At 62.3% G+C, this 23,419-nt stretch carries 19 protein-coding genes and 1 tRNA gene; 3 read left to right on the forward strand and 17 right to left on the reverse strand.

Annotated features, from left to right (window positions below; genetic code table 11):
- Positions 1 to 34: 34 nt before the first annotated feature.
- The 5 genes from rpsJ to rpsL form a co-directional block, all read right to left on the reverse strand.
- Positions 35 to 343, reverse strand: coding sequence for a 30S ribosomal protein S10 (gene rpsJ / locus EB233_RS20155; RefSeq protein ID WP_010909272.1), 309 nt, complete (start codon positions 341 to 343; stop codon positions 35 to 37).
- A 67-nt stretch (positions 344 to 410) separates the two neighbouring features.
- Positions 411 to 1,586 carry an elongation factor Tu gene (gene tuf / locus EB233_RS20160; RefSeq protein ID WP_010909256.1) on the reverse strand — a complete coding sequence of 392 codons (1,176 nt, stop codon included), beginning with the start codon at positions 1,584 to 1,586 and terminating at the stop codon, positions 411 to 413.
- Positions 1,587 to 1,653: 67 nt separating this feature from the next.
- Positions 1,654 to 3,744 carry an elongation factor G gene (gene fusA / locus EB233_RS20165; RefSeq protein ID WP_027055618.1) on the reverse strand — a complete coding sequence of 697 codons (2,091 nt, stop codon included), beginning with the start codon at positions 3,742 to 3,744 and terminating at the stop codon, positions 1,654 to 1,656.
- A 29-nt stretch (positions 3,745 to 3,773) separates the two neighbouring features.
- Positions 3,774 to 4,244, reverse strand: coding sequence for a 30S ribosomal protein S7 (gene rpsG, locus EB233_RS20170; protein ID WP_006333358.1), 471 nt, complete (start codon positions 4,242 to 4,244; stop codon positions 3,774 to 3,776).
- 61 nt (positions 4,245 to 4,305) lie between these two features.
- Positions 4,306 to 4,677, reverse strand: coding sequence for a 30S ribosomal protein S12 (rpsL, locus tag EB233_RS20175; protein ID WP_006333356.1), 372 nt, complete (start codon positions 4,675 to 4,677; stop codon positions 4,306 to 4,308).
- A 493-nt stretch (positions 4,678 to 5,170) separates the two neighbouring features.
- Between rpsL and EB233_RS20180 the strand changes: the two genes are divergently transcribed.
- The 3 genes from EB233_RS20180 (at position 5,171) to EB233_RS20190 (ending at position 7,598) form a co-directional block, all read left to right on the forward strand.
- Complete coding sequence (locus EB233_RS20180) at positions 5,171 to 5,452, forward strand: transcriptional regulator (RefSeq protein WP_064991430.1); 282 nt, start codon at positions 5,171 to 5,173, stop codon at positions 5,450 to 5,452.
- A 16-nt stretch (positions 5,453 to 5,468) separates the two neighbouring features.
- Positions 5,469 to 6,581, forward strand: coding sequence for a PLP-dependent cysteine synthase family protein (locus EB233_RS20185; RefSeq protein WP_064991431.1), 1,113 nt, complete (start codon positions 5,469 to 5,471; stop codon positions 6,579 to 6,581).
- Between the two features lie 93 nt (positions 6,582 to 6,674).
- Positions 6,675 to 7,598: a Gfo/Idh/MocA family protein gene (locus tag EB233_RS20190; protein ID WP_064991644.1), complete on the forward strand. Its 924-nt coding sequence runs from the start codon at positions 6,675 to 6,677 to the stop codon at positions 7,596 to 7,598.
- A gap of 33 nt (positions 7,599 to 7,631) precedes the next feature.
- Here EB233_RS20190 and EB233_RS20195 read toward each other — a convergent pair whose 3' ends face one another.
- The 12 genes from EB233_RS20195 to EB233_RS20250 form a co-directional block, all read right to left on the reverse strand.
- Entirely contained in the window at positions 7,632 to 8,297 is a 666-nt protein-coding gene (locus EB233_RS20195) for an O-methyltransferase (protein ID WP_064991432.1), read from the reverse strand.
- An 88-nt stretch (positions 8,298 to 8,385) separates the two neighbouring features.
- Entirely contained in the window at positions 8,386 to 12,582 is a 4,197-nt protein-coding gene (rpoC, locus tag EB233_RS20200; RefSeq protein WP_064991645.1) for a DNA-directed RNA polymerase subunit beta', read from the reverse strand.
- Between the two features lie 129 nt (positions 12,583 to 12,711).
- Positions 12,712 to 16,848, reverse strand: coding sequence for a DNA-directed RNA polymerase subunit beta (gene rpoB / locus EB233_RS20205; RefSeq protein ID WP_064991433.1), 4,137 nt, complete (start codon positions 16,846 to 16,848; stop codon positions 12,712 to 12,714).
- A gap of 245 nt (positions 16,849 to 17,093) precedes the next feature.
- Entirely contained in the window at positions 17,094 to 17,471 is a 378-nt protein-coding gene (gene rplL / locus EB233_RS20210) for a 50S ribosomal protein L7/L12 (protein ID WP_010909265.1), read from the reverse strand.
- 54 nt (positions 17,472 to 17,525) lie between these two features.
- Positions 17,526 to 18,044 (reverse strand): 50S ribosomal protein L10, encoded by a 519-nt coding sequence (rplJ, locus tag EB233_RS20215; RefSeq protein ID WP_027055613.1) that lies wholly within the window; start codon positions 18,042 to 18,044, stop codon positions 17,526 to 17,528.
- A gap of 394 nt (positions 18,045 to 18,438) precedes the next feature.
- The gene (rplA, locus tag EB233_RS20220; protein ID WP_064991434.1) at positions 18,439 to 19,137 is read right to left on the reverse strand and encodes a 50S ribosomal protein L1; all 699 of its coding nucleotides are present in this window, start codon (positions 19,135 to 19,137) and stop codon (positions 18,439 to 18,441) included.
- 4 nt (positions 19,138 to 19,141) lie between these two features.
- Positions 19,142 to 19,570: a 50S ribosomal protein L11 gene (gene rplK / locus EB233_RS20225; protein WP_010909262.1), complete on the reverse strand. Its 429-nt coding sequence runs from the start codon at positions 19,568 to 19,570 to the stop codon at positions 19,142 to 19,144.
- Between the two features lie 187 nt (positions 19,571 to 19,757).
- Positions 19,758 to 20,285, reverse strand: a complete 528-nt coding sequence (nusG, locus tag EB233_RS20230) for a transcription termination/antitermination protein NusG (RefSeq protein WP_010909261.1) — start codon at positions 20,283 to 20,285, stop codon at positions 19,758 to 19,760.
- A gap of 29 nt (positions 20,286 to 20,314) precedes the next feature.
- A complete protein-coding gene (secE, locus tag EB233_RS20235; protein ID WP_027055615.1) occupies positions 20,315 to 20,518 on the reverse strand; it encodes a preprotein translocase subunit SecE in 204 nt (67 codons plus the stop codon).
- Positions 20,519 to 20,881: 363 nt separating this feature from the next.
- Positions 20,882 to 20,957, reverse strand: a tRNA-Trp gene (locus EB233_RS20240).
- A gap of 151 nt (positions 20,958 to 21,108) precedes the next feature.
- Entirely contained in the window at positions 21,109 to 21,594 is a 486-nt protein-coding gene (locus EB233_RS20245) for a group II truncated hemoglobin (RefSeq protein WP_064991646.1), read from the reverse strand.
- Positions 21,595 to 21,745: 151 nt separating this feature from the next.
- Positions 21,746 to 23,344: a COG3904 family protein gene (locus EB233_RS20250; protein WP_244277804.1), complete on the reverse strand. Its 1,599-nt coding sequence runs from the start codon at positions 23,342 to 23,344 to the stop codon at positions 21,746 to 21,748.
- Positions 23,345 to 23,419 lie beyond the last annotated feature (75 nt).

Genomic DNA, 23,419 nt, shown 5'->3' on the forward strand with positions numbered 1-23,419 from the left:
CAGGGGCACCGCCCCTTACCGCGCTCTCATTCCCTTAGAGCTTGATCTCGACGTCGACGCCGGCGGCCAGATCGAGCTTCATCAAAGCATCGACGGTCTGCGGGGTCGGATCGACGATGTCGAGCAGACGCTTGTGCGTGCGCATCTCGAACTGCTCGCGGCTCTTCTTGTCGACGTGAGGCGACCGGTTGACCGTGAATTTTTCGATCCGCGTCGGCAGCGGAATGGGGCCGCGGACGTTTGCTCCGGTGCGCTTGGCCGTCGACACGATTTCTTTCGTCGAGGCGTCGAGCACGCGGTGATCAAACGCCTTCAGGCGGATGCGGATATTCTGTCCGTTCATGCGTCACTTCCTTGTTCTGGCGCGGCGCGGGCAACTCCGCGCCCGCGACAGATCGGTTTAAGTCTAATTATTCTTTAATGGTGACGACGATGCCGGCACCGACGGTGCGGCCGCCTTCACGGATGGCGAAGCGCAGCTTCTCTTCCATGGCGATCGGCACGATCAGCTCGACATCGACCGTGATGTTGTCGCCAGGCATCACCATCTCGGTGCCGGCCGGCAGCGACACGATGCCGGTCACGTCAGTCGTGCGGAAGTAGAACTGCGGACGGTAGTTGGTGAAGAACGGCGTGTGACGGCCACCTTCGTCCTTGGTCAGGATGTAGGCTTCGGCCACGAACTTCTTGTGCGGCTTCACCGTGCCCGGCTTGGCCAGAACCTGGCCACGCTCGACACCTTCACGGTCAACGCCGCGCAGCAGCGCGCCGATGTTGTCGCCAGCCTGGCCCTGATCGAGCAGCTTGCGGAACATCTCGACGCCCGTGCAGGTCGTCTTGGTCGTCGGACGGATGCCGATGATCTCGAGTTCCTCGCCAACCTTGACCACGCCGCGCTCGACGCGGCCGGTCACGACCGTGCCACGGCCCGAGATCGAGAACACGTCCTCGATCGGCATCAGGAACGGCTTGTCGAGCGGACGAACCGGCGTCGGGATATAGGCGTCGACCTGAGCCATCAGCTCGCGGATCGCGTCCTCGCCGATCGTCTTGTTCGAATCCTCGAGAGCGGCCAGCGCCGAACCCTTGACGATCGGAATGTCGTCGCCGGGGAACTCGTTCTTCGACAGAAGCTCGCGAACCTCGAGCTCGACCAGTTCGAGCAGCTCGGCGTCGTCGACCTGGTCGACCTTGTTCAGGAACACCACGATCGACGGCACGCCGACCTGACGGGCAAGCAGGATGTGCTCGCGGGTCTGCGGCATCGGGCCGTCGGCGGCCGACACGACCAGGATCGCGCCGTCCATCTGCGCCGCACCGGTGATCATGTTCTTCACATAGTCGGCGTGGCCGGGGCAGTCGACGTGAGCGTAGTGCCGGTTGGCCGTCTCGTATTCGACGTGAGCCGTCGAGATCGTGATGCCGCGTGCCTTCTCTTCCGGCGCCGCATCGATCTGGTCGTAGCGCTTGTACTCGCCAAAATACTTCGTGATCGCCGCCGTCAGCGACGTCTTGCCATGGTCAACGTGACCAATCGTGCCGATGTTCACATGAGGCTTAGTGCGCTCGAATTTACCTTTTGCCATGTGATGTCTCCATTTCCTGCTCGCCCAAGCGGGCTTTGAATTGCGTTACCGCGACGGCTCTTTCGAGTTACGCGTACTTTTTCTGGACTTCCTGAGCGACCGCGGTCGGGACCGGCTCGTAGTGATCGAACTGCATCGTGTAGGCCGCGCGGCCCTGGCTCATCGAGCGCAGGTTGTCGACGTACTTGAACATGTTGGCGAGCGGCACCATCGCGTTGATGACGACGGCCACGCCGCGCGCTTCCTGACCCTGGATCTGGCCACGACGGCCGTTCAGGTCGCCGATGACGCTGCCGACGTAGTCTTCCGGCGTCACGACCTCGACCTTCATGATCGGCTCGAGCAGCTGCACGCCAAGCTTGGGTGCGGCTTCCCGGAAGCAAGCGCGGGATGCGATTTCGAAGGCCAGGACCGAGGAGTCGACGTCGTGGTAGGCGCCGTCGATCAGCGTGGCGCGGACGCCGATCATCGGGAAGCCCGCGAACGGACCTGCGCCCATGACGCTCTGGATGCCCTTTTCGACGCCCGGAATGTATTCCTTCGGCACCGCGCCGCCGACGATCTTGGATTCGAAGACGAACTCTTCACTCTCCGAGTTCGGCTCGAACACAACCTTGACGCGAGCGAACTGGCCAGTACCGCCGGTCTGCTTCTTGTGCGTGTAGTCCTGCTCGTGCTTGCGGGTGATCGTCTCGCGATAGGCAACCTGCGGAGCGCCGACATTGGCTTCGACCTTGAACTCGCGACGCATGCGGTCGACGATGATGTCGAGGTGCAGTTCGCCCATGCCGGAGATGATGGTCTGGCCGCTTTCCTCGTCGGTCTTGACGCGGAAGGACGGATCCTCGGCAGCCAGGCGGTGAAGGGCGAGGCCCATCTTTTCCTGGTCGTTCTTCGTCTTCGGCTCGATGGCGATCTGGATGACCGGATCGGGGAATTCCATCCGCTCGAGAATGACCGGGTGCAGCGGATCGCACAGCGTGTCGCCGGTGGTCGTGTCCTTGAGGCCAGCCAGGGCGACGATGTCACCGGCGAAAGCCTCTTCGACGTCGGCGCGCGAATTCGCATGCATCTGCAGCATGCGGCCGATGCGCTCCTTCTTGCCCTTCACGGTGTTGTCGACCGAGACGCCCTTGGTGAGCTTGCCCGAATAGATGCGGGCAAAGGTCAGCGAACCGACGAACGGGTCGTTCATGATCTTGAAGGCGAGCATCGACAGCGGCTCGTTGTCGTCGGCATGACGCTCGATCTCGGCGTCTGTCTTGGCATCGACGCCCTTGATGGCGGGAACGTCGGCCGGCGACGGCAGATATTCGACGACGGCGTCGAGCAGCGGCTGCACGCCCTTGTTCTTGAAAGCCGAGCCGCAGAACATCGGGTAGAACTTGACCGCGATCGTGCCCTTGCGGATCAGCGCGCGGATCTCGTCATTCGACGGCATCTTGCCTTCGAGGTAGTTTTCAAGCGCCGTCTCATCCATTTCGACGGCGGCTTCGATCATCTTCTCGCGGTATTCCTCGGCACGAGCCTTGAGGTCGGCCGGGATCTCGACGACGTCCCAGGCAGCGCCCAGCGTCTCGTCGCGCCAGACAAGCGCGTTCATCTCGACGAGGTCGACGACACCCTTGAATTCGGTCTCGGCGCCGATCGGCAGCTGCATGACGACAGCCTGCGCACCGAGGCGCGAGCCGATCATCTCGACCGAGCGGTAGAAGTCGGCGCCGATCTTGTCCATCTTGTTGCAGAAGATCATGCGCGGCACGCGGTACTTGTCGGCCTGGCGCCAGACGGTTTCCGTCTGCGGCTCGACACCGGCGTTGGCATCGAGCAGCGCGATGGCGCCGTCGAGGACGCGCAGCGAACGCTCGACTTCGATGGTGAAGTCGACGTGTCCGGGAGTGTCGATGATGTTGAAGCGGTGCATCTTACCGTCACGGCCCTTCCAGAAGGTCGTGGTGGCGGCGGACGTGATGGTGATGCCGCGTTCCTGCTCCTGCTCCATCCAGTCCATCGTGGCAGCGCCGTCGTGCACTTCGCCGATCTTGTGCGACTTGCCCGTGTAATAGAGGACGCGCTCGGTGGTCGTCGTCTTGCCGGCGTCAATATGCGCCATGATACCGAAATTGCGGTAGTCTTCGATTTTATATTCGCGGGCCATCGTAGCTGCCTCTCAGTCCTGTTCGCGCTTTACCAGCGGTAGTGTGCGAAAGCGCGGTTGGCTTCAGCCATCTTGTGGGTATCTTCACGCTTCTTGACGGCCGTGCCGCGGTTGTTGGCCGCGTCCATCAGCTCGCCGGAGAGGCGGTCGACCATGGTGGTCTCGTTGCGGTTGCGGGCAGCCGCGATCAGCCAACGGATGGCCAATGCCTGGCGGCGCTCGGGACGCACGTCGACCGGAACCTGGTAGGTGGCGCCGCCGACGCGACGCGAACGCACTTCCACATGCGGCGCGACATTGTCGAGCGCCTGATGGAAGACGGTGACCGGCTCCTGCTTGGTCTTCGTCTGGACCTGGTCGAGCGCGCCGTAGACGATGGTCTCGGCGACCGACTTCTTGCCGTCATACATGACGGCGTTCATGAACTTGGTAACGATCAGATCGCCGAACTTCGGATCCGGGTTGATCTCACGCTTTTCTGCACTGTGACGACGCGACATGGCTTTTGTCTCTCAATCTCGTAGCCCGACGCGTTCAAGCAGCGCCAGGGCCGGAAAATTCTTACTTCGGACGCTTGGCGCCGTACTTCGAACGGCGCTGCTTGCGATTCTTCACGCCCTGCGTGTCGAGCACGCCGCGGATGATGTGGTAGCGGACGCCCGGAAGGTCCTTGACACGGCCGCCGCGGATCATGACCACGGAGTGCTCCTGAAGGTTATGACCTTCGCCGGGGATGTAACCGATCACTTCAAAACCATTGGTCAGGCGGATCTTGGCCACCTTGCGCAGCGCCGAGTTCGGCTTCTTCGGCGTCGTCGTGTAGACGCGCGTGCAGACGCCCCGCTTCTGCGGGTTCTGCTGCATGGCCGGGACCTTGTTGCGCTTCACCGGCGCAATGCGCGGCTTGCGGATCAGCTGGTTGACGGTAGGCATTAAACCCTCTTGTCTCTCAATTCCGTGTCTCGCCCGGTCAGGGCCGCTCAAAGCGTCATTTCCATACGCAAATTCGGGCCACAAACCGCGCCTCGCGGTCTTGCCCGAACAAATCGCAGAGGAAGCGGAAGCCGCTTCGTGCACGCCGGAAATGTCTTTTCGCTCGTAAAACGAACCCTGTTTGAGGCAAACTCCAAAGCGTGTCGCTTCGGAAGGGAGAGCCTCACATCGGTTCTGACTGGGCGGCTTCTACTCGCAAGCCCGCGAACCGTCAACCCCGGAGCGGCAAATATTGCATTGAAGCCGAGGCTTGGCTGCCATGCGAAAACCGCATGTAATTTTCTTTCGTCAATTTGCAAGGAGAAGGAAGAAAGTGCCGAGCCTTTGGCAAAGAGAATGGCTTTTGGCTGTTGCGCGGCCCCGCTTCATGCGAAAAAGGCCGCCTCAAGCACTCGAAATCCCCTCGCCCGTCCCTTGCCAGAGGAATCAGCCCGTGAACGACAATGAAGAACGCCCGGTCACCATCATCACCGGCCGGGTGTGGAAACGCAAAGGCGGCAAGGTGGAAGGCGTGCATGTCATGCTGGTCGCGCCCGACGACGATTCGGCGGTGCGCCGTGCCCTCGATTCGCTCGCGGCGGAAGGTTACGCCGAAGCCGAGCTCGACCAGATCGGCGACATGGACGGCGTGCCCGACGACGAGCCGCATCTGTCGGCCTATCAGGGCGCGCTCGAAGGCGAGGTGTCGATCGTCACCTTCGACGAACCGATCTGAAACCAAGGCACCGACGATGGCCGAATCTAGAACGGTTGAACCTGCATCCCGAGCCTGGGCCGACCGGGCGGTCGCCGCGATCGAGGCCGACCAGCACCGTTCGGCCGACACCCACCTCTGGAAACTCGACCTGCCGGCGCTGAATAGCATCGACTTCTATCTCAAGGATGAGTCCACCCATCCGACCGGCAGCCTGAAGCACCGGCTGGCGCGTTCGCTGTTTCTCTATGCGCTGTGCAACGGCCTTGTCGGCGAAGGTACCCCGGTGGTCGAAGCGTCATCCGGCTCGACCGCGGTGTCGGAAGCCTATTTCGCCCGTATGATCGGCGTGCCGTTCTATGCGGTGATGCCGCGGTCGACATCGCGCGAAAAGATCGCCGCGATCGAGCATTATGGCGGCAACTGCCATTTCATCGACGACGGCAGGCGCATCTATGCCGAGTCGGCCGAACTCACCGAACGGCTCGGCGGCCATTTCATGGACCAGTTTACCCATGCCGAACGGGCCACCGACTGGCGCGGCAACAACAACATTGCCGATTCCATCTTCGGACAGATGCGCGAGGAGCGGCATCCCATCCCAAGCTGGATCGTGATGAGTGCCGGGACAGGCGGCACCACGGCCACGATCGGCCGATACCTGCGCTATAAGCGGCACGCCACGCGGTTGTCGGTGGCGGATGTCGAGCGCTCCGCCTTCTTCGAAGGTTTCGCCAAGCACGATCGCGATTGTCGCTGCGAGCAGCCGTCGCGAATCGAAGGCATTGGCCGGCCGCGAATGGAACCGTCCTTCGTGCCGGGGGTCATCGATCACATGCTGCGGGTTCCGGATGCTATGTCTCTGGCGGCGATGCGGGTGCTGTCACGCCGGCTCGGCCGCCGTGTCGGCGGTTCGACCGGCACCAACTTCACCGCCATGTGCTTTCAGGCGGCACGCATGATCGAGCATGGCAGGACCGGTTCGCTGGTGACGCTGATCTGCGATTCCGGCGACCGCTACGCCAACACCTACTATTCCGACGACTGGCTGGCCGCCAACGGCCTCGACCCCTCGCCTTTCGAACCGGCGATCGAAGCCTTCCTGACGGGGGAAAAACTGACGCTGCGGTTCGAGGAAAGCTGGGGCTGATCGTCAGGCTCCGGCTTGCCCGGGGCAAGTGTTCTGCTAGAAACGCTCACCATCACCAAAACAGACGGAGCGGCCGTGTCCAAGCCCATCAAGATTGGCCCCATCAAGATAGGCATCGTCGGCGTCGGCAAGATCGTCCGCGACCAGCACCTGCCGGCTCTCGCGAAAGACCAGAGCTATCGCCTCATCGCCGCCGCCAGCCGGCACGGCAGGGTCGACGATATTGCGAATTTCCCGAGCATCGAAGCAATGCTGGATGCGGTGCCGGAGCTCGACGCCGTTTCGCTCTGCATGCCGCCGCAATTCCGCTACGATGCGGCGCGCACGGCGCTGATCGCGAAAAAACATGTCTTCCTGGAGAAGCCGCCCGGCGCGACCGTCAGCGAAGTCGAGGACTTGAAGAGGCTGGCGACGGCCAATGGCGTCTCGCTGTTCGCGAGCTGGCATTCGCGCTACGCGCCGGCGGTGGAGGCCGCGCGCGCCTTCCTGGCTTCGGCCAAGGTCAAGTCGGCGGCCATCAACTGGAAAGAAGACGTCCGCCGGTGGCACCCCAACCAGGACTGGATCTGGGCGCCCGGCGGCTTCGGCGTGTTCGATCCCGGCATCAACGCTTTGTCGATCGCGACCCACATCCTGCCGGCGATGTTCATCACTTCGGCCGTGCTCGACTTTCCGGAAAACCGCGCTGCCCCGGTCGCGGCGCAAGTCGTCTTCCGCACGTCGAACGGATTGCCGGTGACGATGGACCTCGACTGGCTGCAGACCGGCCCGCAAAGCTGGGACATCCTGGCCGAGACGGATGCCGGCAAGATGGTGCTTTCCGGCGGTGGCGCGAAACTCTCCATCGACGGCAAGATCGTTCACGACGAGCCCGAAGCCGAATATCCGATGCTTTACAGGCGTTTCGCCGAGATTGTCCGCGCCGGCGTTTCCGACGTCGATCTCGCGCCTCTACAACACGTCGCCGACGCATTCATGCTCGGCAAGCGCAATGTGGTCGAGGCGTTTTTCGATTGAACAGGGACGCGTCGCGATCCGGCGCGTCGACCTTCAATCGACAATTGCAATGGCGAAGCCGTCATAACCCTTGGCGCCGACCGTCTGGATGGCCGTTCCATCGAGCCTGTTGTCGCCGCCGATGAACGAGAACGCCGCTCTGGCGCCTTCGACATTGGCATCGCGGCCATCTTCGTTGATGACGGCGCCGTCGCGGATGACGTTGTCGCAGACGATGACCGTTCCCGAGCGCGAGAGCTTCATCGCCCAGGCAAGATAGTTCGGATTGTTGGGTTTGTCGGCATCGATGAAGATCAGGTCGAACGGCCCGGCTCCTTCGCTCTCCAGCGCTGCAAGCGACTGAAGCGCCGGCCCGACCCGCAGCTCGACCTTGTCCGATACGCCCGCGCGTTTGAAATTCGAGGCCGCGACCTTGGCATGGTGCGGGTCGAGTTCGAGCGTCGCGACCTTGCCGTCGGCGGTCAAGCCGCGCGCCATCCAGATCGTCGAGTACCCGCCCAGCGTGCCGATTTCGAGAACCTTCTTCGCTCCCTGAATTCGCGCAAGAAGGAAAAGCAGCTTGCCTTGCGCCGGCGAGACATCGATCGCCGGCAGGCCCCGATCGCGGTTTGCCGCCAGAACGGCATCGAGAACGGGATCCGCCTCGAGGAGTGAGGAAACGATGTAGTTGTCGACAGCGGTCCAGGTCTTCATGCTCATCTGCCTTGCTCCGATCGATCATTGAAACAAAAAAAAGCCGCCAGGTTTCCCTGACGGCTTCTGTTGCCTGAGATCTTTGCCGCCGCGCTTACTGCGCGGCGGTTGTCATGTCGGCCAGCATCGGCTCGGCGACTTCCACACCGGAGGCCTTGCGGCGCTCGTCGATGATCAGTTCGTCGCGCGAGGTGGCGATGCGCCGGATCTGGCTCATCGTGCCGCCCGTACCGGCCGGGATCAGCCGGCCGACGATGACGTTTTCCTTCAAGCCCTGCAGCATGTCGGTCTTGCCGGCAACCGCGGCTTCCGTCAGCACCCTGGTCGTCTCCTGGAAGGAGGCGGCCGAGATGAACGACGGCGTCTGCAGCGAGGCCTTGGTGATGCCGAGCAGCACCGGCTGGCCTTCGGCCGGCTTCTTGCCGTCCTCGACCAGGCGCTCGTTGACCTCTTCCAACTCGATCACGTCGACGTGGTCGCCCGGAATGTAGGTCGAGTCGCCCTGCGTGGTGATCTCGACCTTCTGCAGCATCTGGCGAACGATCACCTCGATGTGCTTGTCGTTGATCGACACGCCCTGCAGGCGGTAGACCTCCTGGATCTCGTTGACGAGGTAGGACGCGAGTGCCTCCACGCCCTTGATCGCCAGGATGTCGTGCGGCGCCGGATTGCCGTCGAGGATGTAGTCGCCCTTCTCGATGACGTCGCCGTCCTGGAGATGGAACGGCTTGCCCTTCGGGATCAGGTATTCGACCGGCTCGAGCGTCGAGTCATGCGGCTCGATGATGATGCGGCGCTTGTTCTTGTAGTCGCGGCCGAAGCGGATCGTGCCATCGATCTCGGCGATGATGGCGTGATCCTTCGGACGACGTGCCTCGAACAGTTCGGCAACACGCGGCAGACCGCCGGTGATGTCCTTGGTCTTGGCGCTTTCCATCGGGATACGCGCCAAGACGTCGCCGGGACGAACCTGCGCACCCGGCTCGACCGAGAGAATGGCCTCGACCGAGAGCAGGAAGCGGGCGTCGCCACCCTTCGACAGCTTGCCGACCTTGCCCTTGGCGTCGAGAATGGCAATCGCCGGCTTCAGGTCATTGCCGCGCGGCGTCGAGCGCCAGTCGATGACCTCACGCTTGGTGATGCCGGTCGACTCGTCGGCCGTTTCTTGCACGGAAATGCCGTCCACCAGATCCTCGTACGACACCTTGCCCTCGATTTCGGTGAGGACCGGGCGGGTATAGGGATCCCACTCGGCGATACGCTGGCCGCGCTTAACCTTGTCGCCATCGTCCACGAAGATGCGCGAACCATAGGTGACACGGTGCGTGGCACGCTCCTTGCCGGCTTCGTCGAGGATCAGCACCGCCATGTTGCGGCCCATGACCATCTGCTGGCCGTCGGAGTTGCGCACCACGTTGCGGTTGCGGATCTCGACCTTGCCCTCATAGGAGGCTTCAAGGAACGAGCTATCCACCACCTGCGCGGTACCGCCCATGTGGAAGGTACGCATGGTGAGCTGAGTGCCGGGTTCGCCGATCGACTGCGCCGCGATGACGCCGACGGCTTCACCCTGGTTGACCGGGGTGCCGCGCGCTAGATCGCGTCCGTAGCAGACCGCGCACACGCCAACCCTGACCTCGCAGGTCAGTGCCGAGCGGATGCGGACCGACTGGACGCCGGCCTTTTCGATCTGCTCCACGTCACGCTCGTCCATCAGCGTTCCGGCCTTGACCAGCAGGTCGCCGGTCACCGGATGGTTGATGTCGTCGAGCGCCGTGCGGCCCAGCACGCGCTGGCCGACCGAAGCGACGACCTGACCGGCATCGACGATCGGCTGCATGGTGAGGCCCTTGTCGGTGCCGCAATCCACGGAGTTGACGATGCAGTCCTGCGCCACGTCGACCAGACGGCGGGTGAGGTAACCCGAGTTCGCCGTCTTCAAGGCGGTGTCTGCCAGACCCTTGCGGGCGCCGTGGGTCGAGTTGAAGTACTCGAGCACGGTCAGGCCTTCCTTGAAGTTCGAGATGATCGGCGTCTCGATGATTTCACCCGACGGCTTGGCCATCAGGCCGCGCATACCGGCAAGCTGGCGCATCTGGGTGGGCGAGCCACGCGCACCGGAGTGCGACATCATGTAGATCGAGTTCATCGGCTTCTGACGGCCATTGTCCTCGAACTCGACCGCCTTGATGCGGGCCATCATCTCGTCGGCGACCTTTTCCGAGCACTTGGCCCAGGCGTCGACGACCTTGTTGTACTTCTCGCCCTGGGTGATCAGGCCGTCATTGTACTGCTGCTCGTACTCCTTGGCCAAAGCCTCGGTGTCGGACACCAGCTTGATCTTGGTGTCCGGGATCAGCATGTCGTCCTTGCCGAACGAAATGCCGGCACGGCAGGCGTGAGCGAAACCGAGCGCCATGATGCGGTCGCAGAAAATGACGGTCTCCTTCTGACCGCAATGGCGGTAGACGGTGTCGATCATCTTGGAGATGTTCTTCTTGGTCATCTCCTGGTTGGCGGTCTCGTAAGGCACATTGACGTTCTTCGGCAGAAGCTCGCCGATGATCATGCGGCCAGGCGTGGTGTCATAGATCTTCGACACGACCTTGCCTTCTGCGTCGACCGTGCGGAAGCGCCCCTTGATCTTGGCGTGCAGCGTCACCGCCTTGGTCTCGAGCGCATGCTGGAGCTCGCCCATGTCGGCAAACACCATGCCCTCGCCCGGCTCGTTCTGGTTGACGATCGAGAGATAGTAGAGACCGAGAACCATGTCCTGCGACGGCACGATGATCGGCGCGCCGGAAGCCGGGTGCAGGATGTTGTTGGTCGACATCATCAGCACGCGGGCTTCAAGCTGCGCTTCCAGCGACAGCGGCACGTGAACGGCCATCTGGTCACCGTCGAAGTCGGCGTTGAAGGCCGTGCAGACCAGCGGATGCAGCTGGATCGCCTTGCCTTCGATCAGGATCGGCTCGAACGCCTGGATGCCGAGGCGGTGCAGCGTCGGCGCGCGGTTGAGCAGCACCGGATGCTCGCGAATGACCTCGTCGAGGATATCCCAGACTTCAGGACGCTCCTTCTCGACCAGCTTCTTTGCCTGCTTCACGGTCGAGGAGTAACCCTTGGCGTCGAGGCGGGCATAGATGAAGGGCTTGAACAGTTCGAGCGCCATCTTCTTCGGCAGGCCGCACTGGTGCAGCTTGAGCTCCGGACCGGTCACGATGACCGAGCGGCCGGAATAGTCGACGCGCTTGCCGAGCAGGTTCTGGCGGAACCGGCCCTGCTTGCCCTTGAGCATGTCGGACAGCGACTTCAGCGGACGCTTGTTGGCGCCGGTAATGACGCGGCCGCGACGGCCGTTGTCGAACAGTGCGTCGACGGCTTCCTGCAGCATGCGCTTTTCATTGCGCACGATGATGCCGGGAGCGCGCAGTTCGATCAGCCGCTTCAGACGGTTGTTGCGGTTGATGACGCGGCGATAGAGGTCGTTCAGGTCGGACGTAGCGAAACGGCCGCCGTCCAGCGGGACGAGCGGGCGCAGGTCCGGCGGGATCACCGGAACCACCTTCATGATCATCCATTCCGGACGGTTGCCGGATTCCATGAAGTTCTCGACGACCTTGAGCCGCTTCAGATACTTCTTCTGCTTGAGCTCGGACGTGGTCGAAGCCAGTTCCGAACGCAGGTCGCCGGCGATCTTCTCCAGATCCATGCCGGCCAGAAGGTCATGAATGGCCTCGGCGCCGATCATGGCGGTGAAACTATCCTCGCCATATTCGTCGACGGCGATCATGTACTCTTCCTCGCTGAGCAGCTGGTGCTCCTTCAGCGCGGTCAGGCCAGGCTCGGTGACGATGTAGTTCTCGAAGTAGAGGACGCGCTCGATGTCCTTCAGCGTCATGTCGAGCAGCGTGCCGATGCGCGAGGGCAGCGACTTCAGGAACCAGATGTGGGCGACGGGTGCGGCGAGCTCAATATGGCCCATGCGCTCGCGACGCACGCGCGACAGCGTAACTTCGACGCCGCACTTTTCGCAGATGACGCCCTTGTACTTCATGCGCTTGTACTTGCCGCACAGGCACTCATAGTCCTTGATCGGGCCAAAAATGCGCGCGCAGAACAGACCGTCACGCTCCGGCTTGAAGGTGCGGTAGTTGATGGTCTCCGGCTTCTTGATCTCGCCGAACGACCAGGACAGAATCTTCTCAGGGCTGGCCAGTGAGATCCGGATCGAATCGAACACCTGCGCAGGCGCCTGCGGATTGAAGAGATTCATGACCTCTTGGTTCATGCCGTTCTCCTTTTCGGGGTCCTCGAAAACCCCTTGCATCTTGCGCGGGCAGAATACCCGCTGAGTGGTCGGCCCACCGGCCGAAGAATTTGGTGAGCGCGCCGCGGCTTCCGCGGCGCGCCAAAAGCCTTATTCAGCTGCGTCGGGCAGCCGGACAGGGTTGTCGTCGAGCTTGGTATTCTCCAGCTCGACATTGAGGCCAAGCGACCGCATTTCCTTGACGAGCACGTTGAAGCTCTCCGGGATGCCGGCCTCGAAGGTGTCGTCGCCACGGACGATCGCCTCGTAGACCTTGGTGCGGCCGGCGACGTCGTCCGACTTCACCGTCAGCATCTCCTGCAACGTGTAGGCGGCGCCGTAGGCTTCCAGCGCCCAGACCTCCATTTCGCCGAAGCGCTGGCCACCGAACTGCGCCTTGCCGCCCAGCGGCTGCTGGGTGACGAGCGAGTACGGACCGATCGAACGCGCGTGGATCTTGTCGTCCACCAGGTGGTGAAGCTTGAGCATATAGATATAGCCCATCGTCACCTTGCGATCGAACGGCTCGCCCGTGCGTCCGTCATAGAGCTGCGACTGACCTGATGTGTGCAGGCCCGCCTGCTCCAGCATGATGTTGATGTCAGCCTCGTGCGCGCCGTCGAACACCGGGGTCGCGATCGAGACGCCGCGGCGCATCTGCTCGCTGAGGCGAACAATGCTCTCGTCGTCATATTCGCGGACCGGCTCGTTGCGGTCATTGGCCGGCATGAAGCTCTCGAGCGTCTTGCGCAGCGGCTTGATGTCGCCCGCCGACTTGTACGTCTCGATCAGCTCGCCGATCTTCTTGCCCATGCCGGCGCAAGCCCAGCCCAGATGCGTCTCCAGGATCTGGCCGACATTCATGCGGCTCGGCACACCCAGCGGGTTGAGCACGATATCGGCATGCGTGCCGTCCTCGAGGAAAGGCATGTCCTCGACCGGAACGATGCGCGACACGACACCCTTGTTGCCGTGACGGCCGGCCATCTTGTCGCCCGGCTGCATCTTGCGCTTCACCGCCACGAAGACCTTGACCATCTTCATGACGCCCGGAGGCATTTCGTCGCCGCGCTGGACCTTCTCGACCTTGTCCATGAAGCGCTGTTCGAGCGCCTTCTTGGAGTCGTCGTACTGGCCACGCAGGGCTTCCAGTTCGCTCTGGAGCTTTTCGTTCTCCACGGCAAACTGCCACCACTGCGAACGCGGATACTCGTCGAGCGTGTCCTTGGACAGCGTCGAGCCCTTCTTGAAGCCCTTCGGTCCAGCGATCGCTTCCTTGCCGACGAGCACGTCGGAAAGACGCGCGTAGACGTTGCGGTCCAGAATGGCCTGCTCGTCGTCGCGGTCCTTGGCGAGGCGTTCGATCTCCTCGCGCTCGATCGCCATGGCGCGCTCGTCCTTCTCCACACCGTGGCGATTGAACACGCGCACCTCGACGACGGTGCCGAAAGTGCCCGGAGGCATGCGCATCGACGTGTCGCGAACGTCGGAAGCCTTTTCACCGAAGATGGCGCGCAGAAGCTTTTCTTCCGGCGTCATCGGGCTTTCGCCCTTCGGCGTGATCTTGCCGACCAGGATGTCGCCCGGCTGAACTTCCGCGCCGATATAGACGATGCCGGCTTCGTCGAGGTTCTTCAGCGCTTCTTCCGAAACGTTCGGAATGTCGCGCGTGATTTCCTCCGGACCGAGCTTGGTATCGCGCGCCATGACCTCGAACTCCTCGATGTGGATCGAGGTGAAGACGTCGTCGGCCACGATGCGCTCGGAGAGCAGGATCGAGTCCTCGTAGTTGTAGCCGTTCCACGGCATGAACGCGACCAGCACGTTGCGGCCGAGCGCCAGATCACCGAGCTCGGTCGATGGACCGTCGGCGATGATGTCGCCCTTGTTGACCCGGTCACCCATGCGCACCAGCGGACGCTGGTTGATGCACGTGTTCTGGTTCGAACGCTGGAACTTCATCAACCGGTAGATGTCGACGCCGGACTTGCCCGGATCGAGATCTTCCGTCGCGCGGATAACGATACGCGTCGCGTCCACCTGGTCGACGATGCCGCCGCGGCGGGCGCCGATGGCGGCGCCGGAGTCACGGGCAACGATCGGCTCCATGCCGGTGCCGACGAACGGCGCCTCGGCGCGCACCAGCGGCACGGCCTGGCGCTGCATGTTCGAGCCCATCAGCGCGCGGTTGGCGTCGTCGTTCTCGAGGAACGGGATCAGGGCCGCGGCCACCGACACCATCTGCTTGGGCGAAACGTCCATCAGGTCGACGTTTTCGCGCGGCGCCATCATCACTTCGCCGGCACTGCGGCAAATGACGAACTCGTCGACGAAGCCGCCATTCTTGTCGAGCTCGGCGTTGGCCTGCGCGACATGGTGCTTGGCTTCTTCCATCGCCGAGAGATAGACGACGTCATTGGTCAGCTTGCCGTCGACGATCTTGCGGTACGGGCTCTCGATGAAACCGTACTTGTTGACACGCGCGAAGGTGGCCAGCGAGTTGATCAGACCGATATTCGGGCCTTCCGGCGTCTCGATCGGGCAGATACGGCCGTAATGCGTCGGATGCACGTCGCGCACTTCGAAGCCGGCGCGCTCGCGGGTCAGACCGCCCGGTCCAAGCGCCGACAGGCGACGCTTGTGGGTGATCTCCGACAGCGGGTTGGTCTGGTCCATGAACTGCGACAGCTGCGAGGAACCGAAGAACTCGCGCACGGCGGCGGCCGCCGGCTTGGCGTTGATCAGGTCCTGCGGCATCACCGTGTCGATCTCGATCGAGGACATACGCTCCTTGATCGCGCGCTCCATGCGCAGCAGGCCGACGCGGTACTGGTTCTCCATCAACTCGCCGACGGACCGCACGCGGCGGTTGCCGAGATTGTCGATGTCGTCGATCTCGCCCTTGCCGTCGCGCAATTCAACCAACGTCTTGACCACGGCCAGGATGTCGTCCTTGCGTAGCACGCGCACGGTGTCCTCGGCCTTGAGCTCGAGGCGCATGTTCATCTTGACGCGGCCGACAGCCGACAGATCGTACCGCTCGCTGTCGAAGAACAGCGAGTTGAACATGGCTTCGGCAGTCTCGAGCGTCGGCGGCTCGCCCGGGCGCATGACACGGTAGATGTCGAACAGCGCGTCCTGGCGGCTCTCGTTCTTGTCGACGTTGAGCGTGTTGCGGATGTAGGCGCCGACATTGACGTGGTCGATGTCGAGAACCTTGATCTCCTGCTCGCCGGTGCCAAGCAGCACCTTCAGGGTCTTCTCGTCGATCTCGTCGCCGGCCTCGAGGAAGATCTCGCCGGTGGCGTAGTTGACGATGTCCTCGGCCAGGTAGTTGCCGAGCAGATCCTCGTCGGTCGCCTTGATCGCCTTCAGACCCTTCTCGCCGAGCTGGCGCGCCTGGCGGGCGGTGATCTTCTTGCCTTGCTCGACAACGATCTCGCCCGTATCGGCGTCGATCAGGTCGCCGACAGCCTTGAGGCCGCGGAAACGCTCGACGTTGAACGGAATGCGCCAGTGGTCGCCGGCGCGCTTGTAGGTGATCTTGTTGTAGAACGTCGACAGGATCTCTTCGCCGTCCATGCCGAGCGCCATCAGCAGCGACGTCACCGGGATCTTGCGGCGGCGGTCGATGCGGGCGTGCACGACGTCCTTGGAATCGAACTCGATGTCGAGCCACGAACCGCGATAGGGAATGACGCGCGCCGCGAACAAAAGCTTGCCCGACGAGTGCGACTTGCCCTTGTCGTGGTCGAAGAAGACGCCCGGCGAACGGTGCATCTGCGAGACGATGACGCGCTCGGTGCCGTTGACGATGAAGGTGCCGTTCAAGGTCATGAGCGGCATGTCGCCCATATAGACGTCCTGCTCCTTGATATCCTTGATCGACTTGGCGCCGGTATCCTCGTCGATATCGAACACGATGAGGCGCAGCGTCACCTTCAGCGGCGCGGCATAGGTCAGGTCGCGCTGACGGCATTCGTCAACGTCGAATTTCGGTCCTTCGAACTCGTACTTCACGAACTCCAGCATGGAGGAGCCGGAAAAATCGGAGATCGGGAAGACCGACTTGAAAACAGCCTGCAGTCCCTCGTCCGGACGGCCGCCCTTGGGCTCGTCCACCATCAGGAACTGGTCATAGGATGCCTTCTGAACCTCGATAAGGTTCGGCATCTCCGCAACTTCCGGAATCTTTCCGAAAAACTTGCGTACGCGTCTGCGGCCATTGAAAGTCTGGGTCTGGGCCATCGTCGCTCCTTAGCTCTAAACTCGGGACGGGCCTCGCCGCGGCCCGCCTTGCATACCGAGCCGCCTGGGCGGCAGCTCTCTGTCTGTTCTCCGGCAGCCTGGGCTACCGGCCAAAACGGGAGAAAACCCGTTTCCTGAAGGCCGGTTTCGGCCCTCAGGAAAGAGGTTCTCGTACATCTCGCGCTACGCGTCCTCCCTTCTGAAGGGAGTGGCGGACGGCGCGAGGCCGCCCGCCGCTTTTACGCTTACTTCAGGTCGACCTTGGCGCCTGCTGCTTCCAGCTGGGCCTTGAACTTGTCGGCGTCGGCCTTGGAAACGCCTTCCTTGACCGGCTTCGGAGCCGCTTCCACCAGGTCCTTGGCTTCCTTGAGGCCAAGACCGGTGATGGCGCGGACTTCCTTGATGACGTTGATCTTCTGAGCGCCAGCGTCGGTGAGGACGACGTCGAATTCCGTCTTTTCCTCGGCCGGAGCAGCAGCAGCGGCAGCGCCGCCAGCAGCGGCAACCGCCACCGGAGCAGCAGCCGAAACGCCCCACTTTTCTTCCAGAAGCTTCGACAGCTCGGCCGCCTCGAGGACGGTCAGCTTCGAAAGGTCGTCTACGATCTTTGCGAGATCAGCCATTGTTGTATTCCTTCGTTAGGTTCGAACGTGTGTTTTTGATAGCGAGGAACGGCCTCATGCCGCCTCGTCCTTCCGGGCGTAAGCGCCGATGACGCGGGCGACCGAAGCCGCTGGCGCATTGACGATCTGGGCGATCCGGGTTGCCGGCGTGGCGATCATGCCAACCAGCCTGGCGCGCAGCTCATCGAGCGACGGAAGTGTGGCGAGTGCCTTCACACCGTCGGCATTGAGCGAGGTGGTGCCCATTGCGCCGCCGAGAATGATCAACTTGTCATTCCCCTTGGCGAAATCGGACGCGACCTTCGGCGCCGCAATCGGATCCTCCGAATAAGCAATCAGCGTCTGTCCCTTGAACAGGTCGATGATCGATGCGGAGTCCGTGCCCTGAAGAGCGATTTTGGCGAGACGGTTCTTCGCGACTTTAACGGTGCCACCGGCAGCGCGCATTTTCGACCGAAGGTCGTTCATTTGCGCGACGGTGATACCGGCATAGTGGGCCACGACGACTGAACCCGCGTTTCCGAACGCTTCGTTCAGGCCCGTGACGAGTTCGCGTTTTTCCGCTCTGTCCACTGCCTATCTCCAGTTGACCCCAATCCTGGTCAAAGGGAACATTCCCAATGACAGGACAGGCGTCGGGTTGCCTTTTGCCGGCCGGGCCATCCAGTAACGGATCTCCCGAACGACGCTCGAGGATCCTGCCCCCTTTCGCCACACCGACGGACAAGCCGGCGATGCGCAGACAAAAGGCAAACACGGTTCGAACCTTTCATTGGAGCACTTGCTCCGTTGTCGGGTCTTCACCCGTCTCATGCAGGCCCACATGAATTAAGGCTTTTGGGCCGCCTGCAATCTCGGACAGGATGTCCGGAAGCCTTTCGACTTCCGGCACCGGGCCCAGGATAAATCCGAGGCCCGGAATTCAATCACGGATCGGCCTTATGGCGGCCGATCCAAAGGGTCTTAATCAGGACGCTGTGAGCGTCGAGACGTCGAGCTTGAGGCCCGGGCCCATCGTCGAGGTGACCGACACCTTCTTGACGTAGTTGCCCTTGGCGCCAGCCGGCTTTGCCTTGGTCACCGCATCGGCGAAGGCACGGATGTTCTCTTCCAGCGCCTTGACGTCGAACGAGACCTTGCCGACGCCAGCATGAACGATGCCGGCCTTTTCGACGCGGAACTCGACCGCGCCGCCCTTCGATGCCTTGACGGCGGCGGCGACGTCGGTGGTGACGGTGCCGACCTTCGGGTTCGGCATCATGCCGCGCGGGCCGAGCACCTTACCGAGACGGCCGACCAGCGGCATCATGTCCGGCGTGGCGATGCAGCGATCGAAATCGATCGTGCCCTTCTGGACGATGTCGACCAGGTCTTCCGCACCGACGATGTCGGCGCCGGCGGCCTTGGCTTCCTCGGCCTTGTCGCCACGGGCGAACACGGCGACGCGAACCGAGCGGCCGGTGCCGTTCGGCAGGTTGACCACGCCGCGGACCATCTGGTCGGCATGGCGCGGGTCGACGCCGAGGTTCATGGCGACTTCGACGGTCTCGTCGAACTTGACCGACGAACGGTCCTTGAGCAGCTTCAGCGCTTCACCCAGGGCATACGCCTTGTTGGGATCGATGCCTTCGCGGGTCTTCGATACACGCTTTGCAATCTTTGCCATGATCTCAGCCCACCACTTCCAGACCCATCGAGCGGGCAGAGCCCTCGACCATGCGCATGGCCGCCTCGACGTCGTTTGCGTTCAGATCCTTCATCTTGGCGGTCGCGATTTCGCGCACCTTGTCGCGCGAAACGGTGCCAGCCTTGACCTTGCCCGGCTCCTTCGAGCCCGACTTGAGGTTTGCGGCCTTCTTCAGGAAATAGCTCACCGGCGGCGTCTTCATGACGAAGGTGAACGACTTGTCCTGGTAGTAGGTGATGACGACCGGAACCGGCGATCCCTTTTCCATTTCCTGGGTCTGCGCGTTGAACGCCTTGCAGAACTCCATGATGTTGATGCCACGCTGACCAAGCGCCGGGCCGATCGGAGGCGACGGCGTAGCCGAACCCGCGGAGACCTGAAGCTTGAGCTGGCCTGCAATTTTCTTAGCCATCTCTTTTCCTGCCTTTGTCTATGCCGGCCCCATCATCAGGGGAAACACCGGCGGTTGCAGTCTGGTGGTGCGGTTCGCGCGGCCGGCTAAGCCACATTCGCCTCCCACCGTTGTCAGGCCGTGCGTTTCCGCACCGCCTCCCCCGATCGCCGAACCAGCAAGAGCGGCCGGCATCAGGGATTTCGGATCAGCCCTTTTCGACCTGTCCGAATTCCAGATCGACGGGCACGGCGCGCCCGAAGATCGAAACTTCCACCTTGAGCCGCGCCCGCTCCTCGTCCACTTCCTGGACGAAGCCGTTGAACGACGCGAAAGGACCATCCGAGACGCGGATCGCCTCGCCGATCTCGAAAGTAACCGAGGGCTTCGGCCGCTCGACGCCTTCCTGCACCTGGTTCAGGATGCGCTGCGCCTCCGCCTCGGTGATCGGCACCGGCTTGGAGTCACCGAGAAAGCCTGTGACCTTGGGCGTGTTCTTGACCAGCGAGAACACGGCATCCGTCAAATTGGCCTTCAGGAGCACATAGCCCGGGAAGAACTTGCGCTCGGCATCGACCTTGCGGCCACGACGAACCTCGACGACCTTTTCGGTCGGCACCACGATCTGCTCGATATCGGCGGACAGGCCCTTCTGCTTGGCCTTGTTCTCGATGTCCTCGGCGACCTTCTTTTCAAAGTTCGAATAAGCGTGGACGATGTACCAGCGCGCAGCCATTTTTTTAGACTTCTCCGTAGTCGCCGGACTTAGCGTCCAATGCCCAGAATCTGTTCGATCGCGAGGCCCATCAATTGATCGGCGCTAAAGAAAAAAATCATCGCAATCACAGCGAAGGCCAGAACCATCACCGTCGAGATCATCGTTTCGCGACGCGACGGCCAAGTCACCTTGGCGGTCTCCGCGCGAACCTGCTGGAGAAAGACGAAAGGATTTGTGGTTTTCGAAGCCATATGCCGCTCTGTCTTCAAGACCCGTTGGCCGGGCCCCCTGGATGATCCCGCTGGCCGGGACGTGCCGCCTGAGCCCAGTCTCGCGCCGAATCAGCGCAATCATTTCGCCCATGCAAATCAGACGCGTAAAGCCGGCTTCCCAGCTCCACGCGTCGCGTGTCTGTTCTGTCTACATAAAACCGATTCTTGATCCACGCAAGTGGCAAGTGCCCGCTTTATGACCAAACGCCGCCTCGGAACCATCCAGTCGTTCCGTCCCGGCTATGGCGCCCTTATGCCCCAACCGGGCTAATATGGCAAGCGGGTCGCCGATTTTCAAAGGCAGCCCACAAAATATCGTTTCCGATGACCATTCTAGGAAAATGGCACGGGCAGCAGGGCTCGAACCTACGACCTGCGGTTTTGGAGACCGCCGCTCTACCAACTGAGCTATGCCCGTATCGTGCGCGCCTCGGCGCAGCAGGGGCTTCCTAAAAGCTTCCGCGCTCTGTGTAAAGAGTGGTTTGCACGCAAACGCGCTTCATCCCCTTTGCCAGAAATCCGGACCGGTGATGACTGGCCGCCGCTTCGGCTTGTCGCAACGGCTACGACTACGATTTGCCGGCCGGTGGCGTGTACGGTCCGCCGGGTACGCCCCAGCCCCAGGCCGGCATCGGTTCGGCCTGCGGATCACAGGTCTCGCCGAGATTGGAGTTCATCTTGGCCAGCCGTGATCCCCATTCGACATAGCCTGTGAAGGCCGAGCGGAATTCGGGATCGTCGGGCAGGCCGACCTCGTCGGCGGCATCGGCGAGCAGGTTGATCCAGCGGCGGCGCTGCTCTTCGGTCAAATGCTTGCCCAGATGATGCATGACCATCTCGCGGTGGCCGCCGAATTTTTCGCTGTAGGTCTTCGGTCCGCCGAAGACCTCGCCGATGAAGGCGGCGACATGGGCGGGATGGTCAGGCGACATGGTCTTGAACACCGGCCCGACGACCGGGTCCTGCGCCACCTTGTCATAGAAGGTCTGTGTCAGCCGGTTCAGCGCGTCGCTGCCGCCGGCCCATTCGTACAGTGTCGGAACATCCTTGCGCATGGCGGTCATCCGTCCTCGATCGCCACGGACGGTAGCCGAAACACCCGCCCGGCCTCAACCTGCCACGATGGCCAGTTCAACATGCGCAACGCTGTTCGCCCTGACGCAATTCCGGACGGAAAACCGCTTCACACTTTTCCTTGGAATGGCTCTACAGTTTGGCCGGCATGTCGGCTTCGGCATTGGCGGACGGAATGACCCGGCAATTGTCCGGCCTCGGAACCGACCTGCATATGGTGGCGCCGGTCAGTTCGTCAGCAGACTGACGTCCGGTCGCCAGCCCGAATTTGAGTATCGTCTCCCGATCGAGCTGCCGTTGATCCCGGGAGATGGCGAACAGGCCGGGCCTGACCGCCATTTCCTTGAGATACGCCTCGACCTTGTCCTCGAAACCAACGGACCCCACGCTGAGACGCACGGCCGGGCCAATCAGGCGCCTGACGCCACCGGCAACCATGATCGCACAGACCGAAGCACATTCGCCCTCCGATTCGATGGTAAGTCCGGTGTGGACGCCATCCTTGGCCAGGCAATCCGCCGCGGGATCGCAATCGACGAAATCGGTATGAGCGACGACGACATCGAGCTTGCGTTCCCGGATCAGCCTGCCGGCGGCAAGCGCGCCCTCGACATCGCCTCCTTGCGAACTGATGACGATCGGCAGCCGCCGGTCGGCGACGGCATCGAGCGCCTGGCGCAGGCTTTCCGGCGTCTGTGCGGTGATCTTACCCTCCGCCGAGATCCATTCCGGGCAGTCGGGATTGCACAGCGGGTTGCCGCCGCGGACGAGCACAAAACGCATGTCCGCCTCCTTCGGCGCCACGGTCTTGGCCGACGAGGGCAGAGCGGATTTTGCCTGGGCGGCCGCGACATTTGCGGACCCTGTCCCTTTGTCCTTGTCCGTCAATATCGCCCGGCAATTCGCCGGCATCGGATCTGCCTTGCAGATCGTGCTGGCGGTGAAAAGCTCGACCGTGTCCAGGGACGTGACGAGGTTCATCCGCAGCATGTTTTGGAGAACCAGTTGATGGATTTCGGTGGCCGGCGTGTTCCTCATCGTCAGGAGCACGCCATCGCCTATTCCCATTCCCTTCAGATAGGCCGAAAGCTTCTTCTCGACCGCCTTGCTCATTTCGTAGGTCTTGTAGCTACCCGCGTTCTTGCGGCTGACGATCCTGGTGCTGATGATCTTCTTCCTGCCGTTCACGATCTGGTAGGTGGTGCGGTAGAGCAGCTTCTCGCGCTGGTAAGTGGTAGTGATCTGGTGGACGCCGAGATAGGCGAAGTCCCCGACCACGCGGCGAATTCCGCCGGAAAACATCAGCGGGCAAGCAGAATTGCACATGGCGCCGTTGTCTTCGGCCATGCCTAAGTAGTCGGCGCCCCTGCCCTTATTGTCCTGGCAATTTTTCATCTGCGGCTCGCAGCCGTAAAACACCGTCGTACCGACGGCGATATCGAGCTTGTTCTTGCGGATCATCTGGCCAAGCGTCACCGCCGCATCGACATTGCCGCCGGGGGAATTGACGACCACCGGCAATTGCCGGCCTTTGAGCGCCTTGAGCGTGCGCTTGAACAGCGACGGCGTGTCCGCCTCGATGGTGCCTTCGGCCGATATCCATTCCGGACAATTGGGCTCGCAACCCGGCGCATTGCTTCGCACGACGGCGAACCGCATTGGCGGGATGTCCTGCGACTGCTCCTGAGCCCGCGCCACTGGCACCGCCAACACCACGGCGGCAAACAGCATGAGGCGGACGAGCGCCCGCAACCACCATGCCTCGAAACAGCGCCCTGGAACCACTCTTTCGCCAAGCTCCCGCAA

This window comes from Mesorhizobium erdmanii (assembly GCF_013170725.1).
GTDB classification, from domain to species: domain Bacteria; phylum Pseudomonadota; class Alphaproteobacteria; order Rhizobiales; family Rhizobiaceae; genus Mesorhizobium; species Mesorhizobium erdmanii.